This window comes from Parabacteroides sp. B2-S-102 (genome assembly GCF_023656665.1).
GTDB lineage: Bacteria > Bacteroidota > Bacteroidia > Bacteroidales > Tannerellaceae > Parabacteroides > Parabacteroides distasonis.
On sequence record NZ_JAMOKM010000001.1, the window covers coordinates 327,592 to 342,972 of the forward strand.

General features: G+C 49.5%; 15 protein-coding genes. All 15 read left to right on the forward strand.

From position 1 onward, the window contains the following. The first annotated feature begins 87 nt into the window (after positions 1-87). The 15 genes from NBH07_RS01405 (at position 88) to NBH07_RS01475 (ending at position 15,344) form a co-directional block, all read left to right on the forward strand. Positions 88-1,206, forward strand: coding sequence for an acyltransferase family protein (locus NBH07_RS01405; RefSeq protein WP_005856429.1), 1,119 nt, complete (start codon positions 88-90; stop codon positions 1,204-1,206). A gap of 7 nt (positions 1,207-1,213) precedes the next feature. Continuing rightward, complete coding sequence (locus NBH07_RS01410) at positions 1,214-2,350, forward strand: acyltransferase family protein (RefSeq protein ID WP_156682507.1); 1,137 nt, start codon at positions 1,214-1,216, stop codon at positions 2,348-2,350. Positions 2,351-2,377: 27 nt separating this feature from the next. Further along, a complete protein-coding gene (locus NBH07_RS01415; RefSeq protein ID WP_008771936.1) occupies positions 2,378-3,589 on the forward strand; it encodes an L-serine ammonia-lyase in 1,212 nt (403 codons plus the stop codon). A 39-nt stretch (positions 3,590-3,628) separates the two neighbouring features. Continuing rightward, positions 3,629-4,633 (forward strand): glycoside hydrolase family 43 protein, encoded by a 1,005-nt coding sequence (locus tag NBH07_RS01420; RefSeq protein ID WP_057317345.1) that lies wholly within the window; start codon positions 3,629-3,631, stop codon positions 4,631-4,633. A gap of 210 nt (positions 4,634-4,843) precedes the next feature. Beyond that, positions 4,844-5,473, forward strand: a complete 630-nt coding sequence (locus tag NBH07_RS01425; RefSeq protein WP_009276036.1) for a TetR/AcrR family transcriptional regulator — start codon at positions 4,844-4,846, stop codon at positions 5,471-5,473. Between the two features lie 37 nt (positions 5,474-5,510). Further along, entirely contained in the window at positions 5,511-6,797 is a 1,287-nt protein-coding gene (locus tag NBH07_RS01430) for a TolC family protein (protein WP_057317359.1), read from the forward strand. 27 nt (positions 6,798-6,824) lie between these two features. Next, a complete protein-coding gene (locus NBH07_RS01435; protein ID WP_005856439.1) occupies positions 6,825-7,715 on the forward strand; it encodes an HlyD family secretion protein in 891 nt (296 codons plus the stop codon). After that, a complete protein-coding gene (locus NBH07_RS01440) occupies positions 7,693-8,613 on the forward strand; it encodes an ABC transporter ATP-binding protein (RefSeq protein WP_008771941.1) in 921 nt (306 codons plus the stop codon). Before NBH07_RS01435 ends, NBH07_RS01440 begins: the two co-directional genes overlap by 23 nt. 268 nt (positions 8,614-8,881) lie before the next feature. After that, positions 8,882-9,616, forward strand: coding sequence for an ABC transporter ATP-binding protein (locus tag NBH07_RS01445; RefSeq protein ID WP_005856443.1), 735 nt, complete (start codon positions 8,882-8,884; stop codon positions 9,614-9,616). Between the two features lie 3 nt (positions 9,617-9,619). Further along, positions 9,620-10,705: an ABC transporter permease gene (locus tag NBH07_RS01450; protein ID WP_011966402.1), complete on the forward strand. Its 1,086-nt coding sequence runs from the start codon at positions 9,620-9,622 to the stop codon at positions 10,703-10,705. Positions 10,706-10,708: 3 nt separating this feature from the next. Further along, complete coding sequence (locus NBH07_RS01455) at positions 10,709-11,800, forward strand: ABC transporter permease (RefSeq protein WP_057317344.1); 1,092 nt, start codon at positions 10,709-10,711, stop codon at positions 11,798-11,800. 63 nt (positions 11,801-11,863) lie between these two features. Beyond that, positions 11,864-13,183 carry a gluconate:H+ symporter gene (locus NBH07_RS01460; RefSeq protein WP_057317343.1) on the forward strand — a complete coding sequence of 440 codons (1,320 nt, stop codon included), beginning with the start codon at positions 11,864-11,866 and terminating at the stop codon, positions 13,181-13,183. Between the two features lie 18 nt (positions 13,184-13,201). Further along, positions 13,202-13,723 carry a DUF4833 domain-containing protein gene (locus NBH07_RS01465; RefSeq protein WP_005856451.1) on the forward strand — a complete coding sequence of 174 codons (522 nt, stop codon included), beginning with the start codon at positions 13,202-13,204 and terminating at the stop codon, positions 13,721-13,723. Between the two features lie 40 nt (positions 13,724-13,763). Continuing rightward, complete coding sequence (locus tag NBH07_RS01470; protein ID WP_005856453.1) at positions 13,764-14,237, forward strand: RidA family protein; 474 nt, start codon at positions 13,764-13,766, stop codon at positions 14,235-14,237. Positions 14,238-14,240: 3 nt separating this feature from the next. Beyond that, entirely contained in the window at positions 14,241-15,344 is a 1,104-nt protein-coding gene (locus tag NBH07_RS01475; protein WP_008780489.1) for a D-TA family PLP-dependent enzyme, read from the forward strand. Positions 15,345-15,381 lie beyond the last annotated feature (37 nt).

Sequence of the window (15,381 nt, forward strand, 5' to 3'; positions counted from 1 at the left end):
AGATTAGGGGTGTCTTTATGTTAAATCCCATCCGTATGTGGGCGAGTTTTAGTATATTTGTGTTGACTTTAAATGTAAATAGATTATATGGAAAAACAAAAACAACAACCCCAGCGGTTGCAATCATTGGATGCCCTTAGGGGTTTTGACATGCTCTTTATTATGGGCGGTGCTTCTTTATTTGTCGCTTTGGCGACATTGTTTCCGAATCCTTTTTTTCAGGCGATAGCCGGGCAGATGGAACATGTGGAATGGAACGGATTGGCGCATCACGACACGATCTTCCCATTGTTCCTCTTTATTGCGGGTATCTCGTTTCCGTTCTCACTAGAGAAGCAACGAGGAAAAGGTATGACGGAAGGGGCGATTTATAAGAAGATCGTCCGTCGGGGGATTACCTTGGTTTTCTTGGGATTGGTATATAACGGGCTATTGTCGTTCGAATTTGACCACCTGCGTTGTGCGAGCGTGCTGGCGCGTATCGGGTTGGGATGGATGTTCGCAGCCTTGTTGTTTGTCCGTTTCGGTTGGAAAGTGCGTGCGGGGATAACGGTTCTTATTTTGGTTGGCTATTGGCTGGCGATGGCTTTTGTGCCTGTGCCGGACGCCGGTGGAGCGGGGCCATTCACGCTCGAGGGAAACTTGGTAGGGTATATTGACCGCCTGTTTCTTCCCGGACGTTTGCACGAGACTGTTTTTGATCCGGAGGGTTTATTCTCCACCGTCCCTGCGATTGCCACGGCAATGTTGGGTATGTTCACTGGTGAATGGATTAAGTTACGGAAAGAGGGGCTGACCGACCGAAATAAAGTGCTTTGTTTAGTAGGAGCGGGAGCTGTATTGTTGATCGTCGGCTTGTTATGGAGCTTGGTCTTCCCTATCAATAAGAAGCTATGGACAAGCTCTTTTGTCTGTGTGGTAGGTGCTTATTCCGTTTGGATGTTTGCTTTGTTCTTCTATATCATAGATGTATTGGGGTGGCGTAAATGGACCTTGTTTTTTACCGTGATCGGCATGAACTCTATTACGATCTATTTGGCACAGCGTTTCATCCGTTTCTCCTATACTTCCGAGGCTATATTCGGAGGGTTGGCGAAATTGATGCCCGAGACCGCCCAGCCTTTGGTTAGCGCTATCGCATATATCGCTGTTTGTTGGGGATTCTTGTATTTCTTATATCGCCAACGTATTTTCTTGAAAGTATAATAGACGGATGGAGAAGAAGAAATTAAATCGGTTGGAGTCATTGGACGTACTCCGTGGCTTCGACCTTTTTTGCTTAGTGGTGTTGGAGATGGTGTTGCATCCGCTGGCCCATGCGATTGATATGCCTTGGTTTAATTCTTTTATGTGGGGATTCTCGCATGTGGAATGGGAGGGATTCTATACGTGGGATCTCGTGATGCCCTTATTCTTATTCATGGCGGGAGTTTCTATGCCTTTCTCTTTGTCTCGTTATAAGGATATGCCCGATAAGATGGCGGTATATCGGCGGATCGGGAAACGGGTGCTACTGCTTTGGGTCTTCGGTATGATGTGCCAAGGTAATTTATTGGCTTTGGACCCGGACCGGGTTTATTTGTATTCAAATACTTTGCAGTCGATCGCTATGGGGTATTTGATTGCTTCCTTGTTATTCTTGCATGTAAGGATACGGGTACAGATCGGTATAGCGGCATCTCTTTTATTAATCTTTTGGGGAACGATGGAGTTTATTACAGTCGGTAACTATGGGGGAGGTTCGTACACACCGGATAGTAATTTGGCCGAATGGATCGATCGCACCGTACTGGGACGTTTCCGGGATGGGGCGACGGTGGAGAACGGGGAGGTGATATTCGCTACTTGGTATCGTTATACATGGATACTGAGCAGCTTGAATTTCGGGGTAACCGTGTTGACCGGGTTGTTCGCCGGATATATCCTAAAGAACAAATTATATTCCGAGCGGCTCAAATTACGGATGTTATTCGGTATTGGTCTGGGTATGGTTATCGCCGGATGGCTTTGGGGTATCGAGCTTCCCGTTATTAAGAAACTGTGGACCAGTTCGATGGTATTGGTGAGCAGTGGGTACTGTTTCTTGCTTATGGGGTTGTTCTATTATTGGATCGACTATAAAGGGCATCGAAAGTATACGACTTGGCTGAAAGTGTACGGCATGAATTCAATACTGGCTTATATGCTTACTAACGTGGTAAGTTTTAGGTGTATCGGCGAATCCTTGTTTTTCGGAACCCAGCAATATTTAGGAAATTATTATCCGGTGCTCATTGCCATGTGCAATGTATCGGTAATTTATGTACTTTTGTATGCGTTTTATAAACATAATATTTTCCTTAAAGTATAGAAACAAGAAAACTTAGATCGAAGAAAGATGGAATCAATCAAACAAATATACCGGATGGGTCATGGCCCTTCAAGTAGTCATACTATGGGGCCGATGCGTGCGGCACAAATGTTCTTGGAACGTAACCGGGGCGCTGTTCGTTTTAACGTAACCTTATATGGTAGTCTGGCGGCTACGGGAAAAGGCCATATGACGGACGCGGCTATTCTTGAGGTATTACAGCCGGTCGCGAAGACAAATATTACTTGGGAACCCAAGACTTTCTTGCCGTTCCACCCGAACGGGATGTTGTTCGAGTCGTATAATGAGAGTGGCGAGGAGCTGGATACGTGGACCGTATATAGTATCGGCGGGGGAACCTTGGCGAACGAGTCTTTCAATGAGTTGAGGACGGAGCAAGTATACGATATGCATACGATCAAGGAGATACAGGCTTGGTGTGAGAAGACTGGCCATTCCTATTGGGAATATGTCGAGCAGCACGAAGGCCCTTCTATCTGGGATTATCTGGCTGAGGTATGGGAAGTGATGCAGGATGCGGTTCGTCGTGGTCTGGAAGCGGAAGGCATCTTGCCGGGAGGTTTGGGCATTCGTCGTAAGGCTTCCGATTATATGATCCGTGCGAAAGGTTATGGCAGCAGTATCAAGAGCCGGGGAATGGTGTATGCCTATGCCTTGGCGGTGTCTGAGGAGAATGCGTGCGGTGGGAAGATCGTGACCGCTCCGACTTGTGGTTCTTGCGGTGTAATGCCTGCGGTCCTTTATCACTTGAAGGAGACGCGTGAGTTCCGTGATTCCCGTATATTGCGTGCGTTGGCTACGGCAGGCTTGTTTGGAAATGTGGTGCGTACGAATGCCTCCGTATCGGGGGCAGAGGTAGGTTGCCAAGGTGAGGTTGGCGTGGCTTGCGCTATGGCTGCCGCTGCCGCCAGTCAGTTGTTTGGTGGTACGCCCGCGCAGATCGAGTATGCCGCCGAGATGGGATTGGAGCATCACTTGGGATTGACTTGCGATCCTGTTTGTGGCTTGGTACAAATCCCTTGTATCGAGCGAAACGCTTTTGCTGCTGCCCGTGCACTTGACGCGAATACGTTCTCGAACTTCTCCGACGGAAAACACCGGGTAAGTTTTGATCAGGTGGTTGAGGTGATGCGCCAGACAGGTAATGATTTGCCCAGTCTTTATAAGGAGACCTCGGAAGGTGGTTTGGCGAAGAACATGGAGAACTCGAATAATTAAAAGATACTATTTGATTTACTAATAAATAATCTACTATTGATGATAAACGGAAAGAAAAGCCTGTTTTACACTGTATTGATGGCCGGTGCCTTGATGTCCTGTGGTGGCCCTAAACAGGCTCCAAATGAAGAGGTAGCGAAGAGTGGTAATCCTGTGTTCGAGGGTTGGTACGCCGATCCGGAGGGAATTATTTACGGGGATACCTATTGGATTTACCCGACTACGAGTGATTTATATGAGAAGCAAACCTTCTTCGATTGCTTCTCTTCCAAGGATTTGGTGAATTGGACCAAGCATACCGCCATTCTTGATACGGCAGAGGTGAAATGGGCGAAGATCGCTATGTGGGCTCCTTCAGTAATCAACAAGGACGGTAAGTATTATCTTTTCTTTGGGGCGAATGACGTGCACGAGGGAGAGATCGGAGGTATCGGTGTTGCCGTGAGCGATCGTCCGGAAGGGCCTTATAAGGATTTGCTGGGTAAGCCGCTGATCAACGAGATCGTGAATGGGGCGCAGCCGATCGACCAGTTTGTTTTCCACGACGCTGACAATGATGAGTATTATATGTATTACGGTGGTTGGAAGCACTGCAACATGGTACGCTTGAACAAAGACTTTACCGGACTTATACCGTTTGAGGACGGAACGATTTATAAAGAGGTAACTCCCAAGGATTACGTGGAAGGCCCGTTTATGTTTAAGAAGAATGGTAAATATTACTTCATGTGGAGTGAGGGGGGCTGGACCGGACCGGATTACAAGGTCGCTTACGCCATCTCCGATTCTCCTTTTGGCCCGTTCAATCGTATTGGGGAGGTCTTGCGGCAAAATTTCGATATGGCAAACGGAGCGGGTCACCACTCGATCATGCATGTGCCGAATTCGGAAGATTACTACATCGTGTACCATCGCCGGCCGGCCGGGGTCAAGACACGTGACCACCGGGAGACTTGTATCGAGAAGATGACGTTCAACGAGGAGGGATTGATCAATCCCGTGGAGATTACGACCGAAGGAGTTGAGGCTCGCACGATCCAATAATTACTTCCGATAGAAATGAAAGGCGGGTTCGAAGGGAATCCGCCTTCCTCTCGAAAGGAATCGTATTTCCTCTCGAATGAAAAAAAGAAGGATTACATAGCAAGAAAACTTAGGTTTTACTTGCTATGTAATTTTTTTATACTATTTTTGACGCATGTGTCAAACAATAATGACAAACAATGGTGACAAAACAAAAAATAACATTTTATTATGGAAGCGAAAGACATGAATGAGATGGAGCCTCGCATCATAGAAGCGGCGAAGCGAGTGTTTGTCCGAAAGGGGTACGAGGCGGCTACCATGAGTGACGTGGCGGCAGAAGTGGGTATTGGCAGGACGGCCTTACATTATTATTATAGGACGAAAGAGATTCTGTTCGACGCTATTTTCGGGCAATTGCTTTCTTCATTGTTGCCGAACATCGATCGGGTTTTGGATGAGAAGAGTACGATGCTGGAGAAAATGCCGGTGATCGTTGATCTGTATATGGGAATTGTTCGTGCGAACCCGATGTTTCCGAGTTTTGTGGTGGGCGAGTTAAACAGAGATCCGGAACGTTTATTCCAGACCGTGCTGAGAGACCCGAAAAAAATACAGCCCATCTTGCGTCTTCGTCGTCAGATAGAGGAGGAGATGGACAAGGGGCTTCTACGGAAGATGCCGGTCATAGATTTAGTTTCGACCTTGGTGAGCCTAGTGGTCTTCCCGTTGTTGATCCGCAAGCCACTAGCGGCGGCTTTTTTGGATAACGATATGGGGCGGTTTGAGGAATATATGGATAGGCGCAGGGATTTGATCGTCGAGGTAATAACCCAGCTGATGGTCCCGGATGCCAGATGATGGATTTGTTCAATTTAATAAACATATCATAGAGTATATGAGAGGTGTATATGTATTATTGTTAATTAGCCTGTTTGGGTATGCCGGGAGGGTTGGCGGACAGGAATCGGTCACGATCACGCAATGTTACGAATGGGCGAGGGCGAATTATCCACAGATTCATCAAATGGGTTTGATCGATCAGACGGAGCGTTATAGCTTGAGCAATGTGGGCAAGGCTTGGCTTCCCCAGCTCTCGGTAAGCGGTAAGGCAAGCTATCAGAGCGACGTGACGAAGTTGCCTTTGGATGGCGATAAGATCTCCTCGCTTCTTCCCGGCTTTGAGATCCCGAGCTTGAGCAAGGACCAGTATCAAGTCGTGGCGCAGGTGGACCAGACGATTTGGGACGGCGGTAGCACCCGTTCGGCCCGTGCCTTGACTCGTGCTGAGGCGATCGCCAACCGGGAGCAATTGGAAAGTGAGTTGTATGCGCTGAACGACCGGGTGAATCAAATCTACTTCGGTTGCCTGCTGCAAGACGAGTTGATACGTCAGAACGCTTTGCTTCAAAAAGAGTTGCAGGTCAATATCGAGCGTATCAAGGCGATGATGGACAATGGCGTGGCGAATCAATCGGATCTGGAAAGTATGGAAGTGGAACTGCTGAATGCCCGCCAAAATGAGATTGAGCTAAAAGCGTCTCGTACGGCATATCGGCAGATGTTGGCGACCTTTATCAATAAACCGCTGACGGATCAAGTCGTCTTGAGGACTCCGGAGTCACCCGAGCGTTCATTGTCCACGCAAATCAACCGTCCGGAATTACGGGCCTTGGATGCTAAGAGCGAATGGATCGAGACGCAAAACAAGCAGGTAACGGCGGGCTTGATGCCTCGTATCGGAGCTTTCGTACAAGGTGGTTACGGACGGCCGGGCTTGAACATGCTGGAGGATAGTTTCGAGCCTTATTATGTGGCCGGTGTCCGTCTTTCTTGGAATCTGGGGAAGTTGTACACGCTGAAGAACGACCGGAGGAAGATCGAGGTAAGCCGTCGCCAGATTGATGTGCAACGGGAGACCTTCTTATTCAATACCCGCCTGCAACTTTTGCGGCAAAACACGGAGATAAAGAAAATGACGGACCTGATGCGTGCCGATGACGATATCATCCGTCTGAGAACAAGCATCAAGCAGGCAGCGGAGGTGAAGCTGGAGAATGGCGTGATTTCCGTCACGGACCTGATCCGGGAGATCAACGCCGAGGACATGGCCCGGCAAACCGCCGCGGCGCACCGTGTACAGCGCTTGATGACCATTTATAATTATATGTATACAACGAATTAAATAGAGTATGACAAATACAATTGATTTATGAGACATTTGATTTTTATCAGCTTATGCAGCCTTCTATGGACGGCTTGCGGTAATACAGACAATGATTTTGACGCTTCCGGTACCTTTGAGGCAACCGAGATCTTGGTATCTTCGGAAGCCAACGGAAAGATCATGGAACTGAATATCGAGGAGGGCGATCGCTTGGATGCCGGCGCCATCGTGGGTTACGTGGATAGTACCCAGCTTTTTCTGCGGAAGATGCAACTCTCTGCCAGCCTTCGCTCAGTAGATATTCGCAAGCCGGATATCCGCAAGCAGATCGCCGTTCTGGAACAACAAATCGCCACGGCCAAGACCGAGCAGCAGCGACAAGAGAACTTGGTGCGCGCCAAAGCGGGTAACCAAAAGCAACTGGACGATATCGTGAATAACATCAAATATCTCCAGAAACAACTGGATGCCCAATACTCCTCTTTAAGCAAGACGACGGGAGGTGCCGACGCCGAGGCGGAAGGCCTGCAATACCAGATCATGCAATTGGATGATCAACTGATGAAAAGCCGTATCCTCAATCCCCAGACCGGTACGGTATTGGTGAAATACGCCGAGCCGGGAGAGGTGACGGCGGCAGGCAAACCGCTTTACAAGATCGCCGATACGGACTTGCTTTATCTCCGCGCCTATGTGACGGCGGATCAGTTATCCCACCTGAAACTAGGGCAATCTCTCAAGGTCTTCGCCGACTATGGGAATGATCGCCGGGAATACCCCGGTACGATCACGTGGATCTCCGATAAATCCGAGTTTACCCCGAAAGGTATCCAGACGAAGGACGAACGGGCTAATTTGGTATATGCCATCAAGATCGCCGTCCGCAACGATGGTTATCTGAAGATCGGGCAATATGGGGAGATTAAATATGAATAATGAGATTCATATAAATCATATCACCAAGCGTTATGGCGATGTCGAGGCCCTGCGGGATCTGTCGCTGGAGATCGGCTCTGGTGAGTTGTTCGGGTTAATCGGTCCGGATGGGGCGGGAAAGACCACCCTGTTCCGTATCCTGACCACGTTGTTGCTGGCCGATAGCGGTACCGCCTCTGTCTGCGGCTTGGACGTGGTGAAAGACTTGAAGGAGATCCGTCGGCGGGTAGGATATATGCCCGGCCGCTTCTCGCTCTACCAAGACCTGACAGTAGAGGAGAACTTGAACTTCTTCGCTACGGTCTTCAATACGACGATCGAGGAGAACTACGATCTGGTACGGGATATCTATAGTCAGATAGAGCCGTTCAAGCATCGGCGGGCGGGGAAGCTGTCCGGTGGTATGAAGCAGAAGCTGGCTTTGAGTTGCGCCTTGATCCATCGTCCGGATGTCTTGTTCTTGGATGAGCCTACGACGGGGGTCGATCCTGTCTCCCGCTCTGAGTTCTGGGATATGCTGGATCGTCTGAAACGGCAAGGCATTACGATACTTGTCTCTACGCCTTATATGGATGAGGCCTCCCGTTGCGACCGTATCGCTTTGGTGCGTTCTGGGGAATGCCTATCTATCGATACGCCGGTAGGCATCCGTACCTCATTCGATAGGCGGCTATATGCGGTGCGATGTGCGTCGATGTATAAGTTGTTGGGAGACTTGCGTGAGTTCCCGGATACAAACTCATGTTTCGCTTTTGGAGATGCTCATCATCTTACGTTGAGGAGGGATGGGGAGGATGTCATGAGGCGATTACAGGAATATCTGAAAGGCAAAGGTTACGCAGATGTAAGCATCGAACGCCTTGAGCCAAGCGTTGAGGATTGTTTCATGGCCTTGTAGGAGAGGGGATGTGTCGCATTTCCCCAAGATTCGACCTTGCGTCGGGTGCGAAGTCGAATCTTGGAAAAATACGGGGCTTGCGTCAGGCGCGAGGTCGAATCGCGGAAAAATGCGAGGGCTCGCGTCGGGTGCGAGGTCGAATCTCGGGAAAATGCGGGGCTCGCGTCGGGTGCGAGGTCGAATCTCGGGGAAATGCGGGGCCTCGTGTTGGGCGCGAGGTCGAATCTTGGAGAAATACGGCATTGTAATTATGAAATAAGGATAAATAATGAAAGCGATAGAAGTAAAACAACTGACCAAACGTTTCGGCACCTTCACCGCCGTCGATCATATCAGTTTCGAGGTGGAGCCGGGCGAGATATTCGGCTTCCTCGGGGCAAACGGGGCAGGGAAGACCACCGCCATGCGTATGCTCTGCGGTCTATCCGTCCCGACATCCGGCGAGGCCCGGGTAGCCGGTTTCGATGTCTACCGGGAGAGCGAGTCCATCAAACGGAATATCGGATACATGAGCCAGAAATTCTCCCTATACGGCGATCTAAAGGTATGGGAGAATATCCGTCTCTTCGGCGGTATCTACGGCTTGTCTAAACGGCAGCTGTCCCAGAAAACGGATGAGTTGCTGGATATCCTCGGGCTGGAAAAGGAGCGGAATACCTTGGTCGATTCCCTGCCCTTGGGGTGGAAACAGAAGCTATCCTTCTCCGTGGCGATCATCCATGATCCCAAGATCGTTTTCTTGGATGAGCCTACCGGAGGCGTCGATCCCGTCACCCGCCGCCAGTTCTGGGAGTTGATCTATGAAGCGGCTGCCCGGGGGATCACGATCTTCGTCACCACCCATTATATGGATGAGGCGGAGTATTGTAACCGTGTCTCCATCATGGTAGACGGAAAGATCGAAGCGTTAGACAGTCCCTCCGCCTTGAAGCGGGATTTTAAGACAACGAATATGAACCAAGTCTTCCACGCCTTGGCTCGAAAAGCAACGAGAGGAGAATAAACGATGAAACAATTCATATCCTTTGTTAGAAAGGAGTTCTATCACATTTTCAGGGACGCACGCACGACAATGATCCTCTTGCTCATGCCCGTCATCCTGATCATCTTGTTCGGATATGCCATCACGACCGAGATCAAGCGTGTGCCGATCGCTATTTTCGACCAAAGCCGGGATGAGCTGACACTGAAGATGGCAGACCGCTTGAATGCCAGCGAGTATTTCGAGCTGTATACGACCGTCGATAGCTATGAGGATGCCGGGGCCTTGTTTCGGCAAGGAAAGGTACACGTCATAGTTGTCTTTCCCCCTCAATACGCTTCCACGGCCGATGCCCAAGTACAAGTCTTGGCGGACGCTACCGATCCGAACGAGGCCACGCAGCTAATCGCCTATTGCTCGGCGATCATTGCGGAACAGTTGAAAGGAGAGTCTGCGGTTGAGAGTAAAGCCGTGACCCCGGTTACCACTTTGCTCTACAACCCTCAAATGAAAGGCGCCTACAACTTCGTGCCCGGCGTAATGGGTTTGATCTTGATCCTTATATGCGCCATGATGACCTCGATCGGCATCGTGAAAGAGAAGGAGATGGGAACGATGGAAGTCCTGCTGGTCTCCCCGTTGAAACCCATCTACATCATTCTGGCCAAGGCGATCCCATACCTATTGCTGAGTATGGTGAATATCGCTACGATCTTGCTGCTATCCTATTTCCTGCTGGACGTTCCGATAAAAGGCAGCCTGCTGTTGCTGGTTTCCGTGTCCATCCTGTACGCAATCGTATCCCTCTGTCTGGGCCTGCTGATCTCCACGGTAGCCGATACCCAGCAGGCGGCTATGTTGATCAGCGGTATCGCCTTGATGCTTCCGATCATGTTGTTGAGCGGCATGATGTTCCCGATAGAGAATATGCCGGATATCCTGCGATGGTTCTCCCATATCGTTCCGGCCAAATGGTATATCATCGCCGTGAAGGACGTGATGATCAAGGGGCTTCCCGCCGTGTCGATCTTGAAGGAGATCGGGATACTGTCGTTCATGGCGGTCGTGCTGGTATTCTTGAGTGTGAAACGTTTTAAAATACGATTATAAGCTATGTTACGATATTTGTTAGAGAAAGAGTTCAAGCAGATCCGTCGGGACCGGTTCATGCCGAAGATTATCTTCATCATCCCGATCATGCAGTTGATCATCTTGCCTTTCGCCGCTAATTTCGAGATGCGAAATATTAACCTTAGCATCGTGGACAATGATCATTCCGTCACCTCCATGCAATTGGTAGATAAGGTACTATCCTCCGGATATTTCCGCCTGACAGACCGGTCGGATCGTTACGACGAGGCGCTGACCTCGGTGGAGAGCAATGAGTCCGATATCATTCTGGAAATTCCCTCTGATTTCGAGCGGGACTTGGGTAAGGAGGGCAGGGCGGACGTGATGATCGCCGCTAACGCCGTGAACGGGACCAAGGGCGGCTTGGGTAGCTCCTACCTCTCCTCGATTATACAGGATTTCAATAGGGAGAAAGGTTTCGCCTCTATGGGATCGGGAAGGGGAGTGGCTTCGATTCACCTGTTCAATCCCCACCTGAGTTACAAGATCTATATGGTTCCCGGCATCATGGTATTCTTGCTGACGATTATTGGGGGATCGATCTCCGCCTTGAATATCGTGAGCGAGAAGGAGAAAGGGACGATCGAGCAGATAAACGTCTCGCCCGTGCCCAAGTCCCTGTTCCTGCTGTCGAAGCTGATCCCTTTCTGGGTGATAGGCTTTGTCCTGCTGACGGTGGCGATCCTTATCGCTTGGCTGATCTACGGCTTGGTGCCGGAGGGGAGTTTCGGGGTGATCTATTTGTTCGCCGCCGTATATTTGATCGCTTTTACGGGATTTGGCTTGGCGATCTCCTCCTTCTCGTCCACGCAGCAACAAGCGATGCTTACGGCGTTTTTCTTCTTGATCATTTTCGCCTTGCTAAGCGGATTGTTCACGCCGATCAGCAGTATGCCGGAATGGGCGCAGAAGATCACGCTGGCGAACCCGGTGCGTTATTTCGTGGATGTGATGCGTATGGTCTATTTAAAGGGGAGCGGCTTTGCCGATTTACGGGGACATTTTGTGATTGTCTGTCTATTTGCTGTTTTTTTTAATCTGTTAGCGGTAATTAGTTATCGTAAAAAGGGGTAGTTCGGAAATAAATGTTTTCTTTGTATCCCGTTTACGGATTATAAACTAATACAGCGAAAAAACATGTCATTTATCATTGTCGTACTTTGTTTGGCCTTATTGATTGTCTTGATATCCTACTTTAAGGTGGATGCTTTCATCGCGTTTCTGATCTCCTCTATCTTGGCGGGCATCGCTTTGGGTATTCCGTTGGAGAAGCTGCCGGACTCGGTGAATAACGGTATCGGGAGTATCTTGGGTGGGTTGACGTTGATTATCGTATTAGGCGCTATGCTAGGCAAGTTGGTGGCCGAGAGCGGAGCGGCACAGAAGATCGCTTCCGTGATGGTGTCGCTTTTTGGTACTAAGCATATACAATGGGGGCTGATGGTGACAGGCTTTGTCGTGGGTATTCCGTTATTTTATGGGATCGGATTTGTGTTGTTGGTGCCATTGATCTTCTCGATCGTGTATAAATACAAGCTTCCGGCGGTCTATATCGGGTTGCCGATGTTGGCGGCGTTGTCCGTGACGCATGGATTCCTGCCCCCGCATCCGTCTCCGGTAGCCTTGGTGGTACAGTTCAACGCAAATATCGGCCTTACGCTGATCTATGGCTTGTTCTTGGCGATTCCAGCTATCATTATCGCCGGGCCGGTGTTCGGCAGTCGGTTGAAACATATAAAATCCGGTCCGGTCACGTTGTTCGAGCAGAAAGAGGATAGCGGGAGATATAGCATGCCGGGCAAGGCGAATAGTTTTATCAGCGCTACGTTGCCTGTCTTTTTACTGATTATCGTGACGGTTATTCCTTATTGCTTTAAGGATATGGGCGAGATGGCGAGCGGGATAGTCTCTTTTATTGGTGCTCCTTCCATTGTAATGCTGATCGCCTTGTTGTTCGCTACATATACGCTGGGCATCCGGCAGGGACGTAGTATCAAGTCGGTTATGGCAGTCTATGGGGAGGCCGTGAAAGATATCTCTATGATCCTTTTGATCATCGCGGGTTCCGGTATCTTCAAGCAGATCATGGAGGATAGCGGGGTAAGCAATGAGCTGGCGACAAGCCTAGAGCAATTGCCCATTCATCCGTTGATCTTGGGTTGGTTGATCTCTGCCGTGATCCGTTTGTGCGTGGGATCGGCTACGGTGGCGGCGTTGACGGCGGCGGGCGTGGTGATGCCTTTAGTTACGCAAACGGGTGCGAACCCGAACTTGATGGTTTTATCTTTAGGAGCGGGTAGCTTGATGTTCTCGCATGTCAACGATTCCGGTTTCTGGATGTTCAAGGAATATTTTAACCTAAGCATAAAGGATACGATCTGCTCATGGTCTATCATGGAGACGATCGTGTCGGTCGTAGGATTGATCGGGGTAATGATCTTAAATATGATTGTATAATAAAAGAATGATTGAGCAATGAGAAAGAGATGGCTGCTTAGTATCGTTATTATGCTTTTCCCTTTCGTCGCCTCGTTTGCGGCGGACCCGGAGGAAGGTACTTATCCAACGGTCGGGAGGCTTTTTCATATAGCACGAAGCGTGAATAAGAACTTGGTTTGTTACGATGTGAATCTGAGGGATGGTAAGCTGGATACACATGATCCCTTGAACGTTTATTGGGTCAATCGGGAAAAGCATCCGGGGGAAACCAATGGCTTGAGCTATATCCAACGGAAAATGGCTTATGGGTATAAACTGATCTCGGCGAGTGATAATGCTTGTGTATGCTCATTGACCGCTTATCCCTCCCGCCAGTTGACGATTACCAAACGTGATTCCCGCTATGTATGCTACATAACGATCAACAACCAACAGGCGATTCTCCAATCCCTCTACGTTAAAGCCAGCTCCAAGAATCCTTTAAGCGTCGAGTATGTAGAGCTACAAGGAATCTCTGTCGCCACGAATCAACCGGTAACGGAAAGAGTCAGGAAATAGATCAATATATTTTTTTACTAACATATAAATGAAAGAAATTATGAGCATGATTAACGCAGATGAGAATTTTGAGAAATTAGGGTTGACCTTACCTCCCGCACCGGCTCCGGCCGGAGTTTACAAGCCTTGTGTGATAGATGGCAAATACCTGTATCTTTCCGGTCACGGGCCTGTGCGGAATGATAAGTCCTTGATCATCGGACGTATCGGCAAGGACTTGACGATGGATGAAGGCAAACTCGCCGCCCAGCAAGTAGGACTTACCATGTTGGCGACCATCCAGGCGAACCTTGGTAGCTTCAACAAGATAAAGAGAGTGATCAAGGTATTGGGTATGGTAAATTGTACGCCCGATTTCGGAAAGCATCCTTATGTGATCAATGGCTGTAGCGAGTTGTTCGCCGCCGTATGGGGGCCGGATAACGGTGTAGGTACCCGTAGCGCCGTAGGATTCGGTTCTCTTCCCGATAATATTCCTGTAGAGATAGAGGCTTTGTTCGAATTATACGAATAAGCCATGGACGATTGGTACGTCATAAGTAATGTAGACCGGATAGACTCGCCAGCCTTGGCGTTCTATCCGGATCGTATTTCCGGCAATATCGAGTTGGCCAAGAGGATCATAGGCGATACGAACCGGCTTCGTCCGCACGTGAAGACGAATAAGGCGGCTGAGGTATCCCGCATGCTGCTGGATGCCGGAATCCGGAAGTTCAAGTGCGCTACGATTGCCGAGGCCGAGATGCTGGGGCATATGAATGCCCCAGATGTATTATTAGCCTATCAGCCGGTAGGTCCGAAGATTTCCCGCTTATTAGATTTGATAAAGGCATATCCCGCCACCCATTACTCCTGCTTGGTAGATCAAGCGGAGAATGCCCGTGCGATCTCGGCTCTTTGCGAGGCCGGGAATATCACCTTGGATGTCTTTATCGATCTGAACGTGGGAATGAATCGTACCGGAGTCCTCCCGGAGAGAGCGGAGGCGCTGGTGGATGCCATTCTGCCGCTGAAGTCTCTGCAGATTATCGGGTTGCATGGCTACGACGGACATATACATGACGCGGAGCTATCGGTACGTTGCCAAGGCGCGGATGCAGCGTACGCCTTGACCGAACGTGTGTTCCGGGAGATATCCCGCAAGTTTGCCTATCCATTGGTAAAGGTGATGGGAGGTACTCCTACATTCCCGATGTACGCGAAGCGGAAGGATTGCGAATGCAGTCCCGGCACGTTTGTGTTCTGGGATTGGGGGTATGGAAACGCTTATCCGGATATGCCGTTCAAGGTAGCTGCCTTATTGATAACTCGGGTCATTTCCGTGCTGGATGAGCATCATGTTTGCGTAGATCTTGGTTACAAGGCGGTAGCCTCGGAAAGTCCTTTGCCCCGTGTGTTTTTCTTGAACCATCCGGAGGCGAAACCTATCTCCCAGAGCGAGGAGCATCTGGTCTTGGAAGTCCCGGACAGTCGGCTCTATCCATTAGGTTCCGTATTCTATGGCATTCCCGTTCATATTTGTCCTACGGTCGCTTTATACGACAAGGCTTATGTGATCCGGGATCGTGAGGCGATCGGCGAATGGCCTATCATTGCCCGTTCACGTCGCATCACCTATTAACGGTAATCAAATTTTCAATTATCAATTATCAACTCTC

Coding starts and splice junctions, on each gene's coding strand:
- NBH07_RS01405 (WP_005856429.1), top strand. CDS start 88: ATGGAAAAACAAAAACAACAACCCCAGCGGTTGCAATCATTGGATGCC.
- NBH07_RS01410 (WP_156682507.1), top strand. CDS start 1,214: ATGGAGAAGAAGAAATTAAATCGGTTGGAGTCATTGGACGTACTCCGT.
- NBH07_RS01415 (WP_008771936.1), top strand. CDS start 2,378: ATGGAATCAATCAAACAAATATACCGGATGGGTCATGGCCCTTCAAGT.
- NBH07_RS01420 (WP_057317345.1), top strand. CDS start 3,629: ATGATAAACGGAAAGAAAAGCCTGTTTTACACTGTATTGATGGCCGGT.
- NBH07_RS01425 (WP_009276036.1), top strand. CDS start 4,844: ATGGAAGCGAAAGACATGAATGAGATGGAGCCTCGCATCATAGAAGCG.
- NBH07_RS01430 (WP_057317359.1), top strand. CDS start 5,511: ATGAGAGGTGTATATGTATTATTGTTAATTAGCCTGTTTGGGTATGCC.
- NBH07_RS01435 (WP_005856439.1), top strand. CDS start 6,825: ATGAGACATTTGATTTTTATCAGCTTATGCAGCCTTCTATGGACGGCT.
- NBH07_RS01440 (WP_008771941.1), top strand. CDS start 7,693: ATGGGGAGATTAAATATGAATAATGAGATTCATATAAATCATATCACC.
- NBH07_RS01445 (WP_005856443.1), top strand. CDS start 8,882: ATGAAAGCGATAGAAGTAAAACAACTGACCAAACGTTTCGGCACCTTC.
- NBH07_RS01450 (WP_011966402.1), top strand. CDS start 9,620: ATGAAACAATTCATATCCTTTGTTAGAAAGGAGTTCTATCACATTTTC.
- NBH07_RS01455 (WP_057317344.1), top strand. CDS start 10,709: ATGTTACGATATTTGTTAGAGAAAGAGTTCAAGCAGATCCGTCGGGAC.
- NBH07_RS01460 (WP_057317343.1), top strand. CDS start 11,864: ATGTCATTTATCATTGTCGTACTTTGTTTGGCCTTATTGATTGTCTTG.
- NBH07_RS01465 (WP_005856451.1), top strand. CDS start 13,202: ATGAGAAAGAGATGGCTGCTTAGTATCGTTATTATGCTTTTCCCTTTC.
- NBH07_RS01470 (WP_005856453.1), top strand. CDS start 13,764: ATGAGCATGATTAACGCAGATGAGAATTTTGAGAAATTAGGGTTGACC.
- NBH07_RS01475 (WP_008780489.1), top strand. CDS start 14,241: ATGGACGATTGGTACGTCATAAGTAATGTAGACCGGATAGACTCGCCA.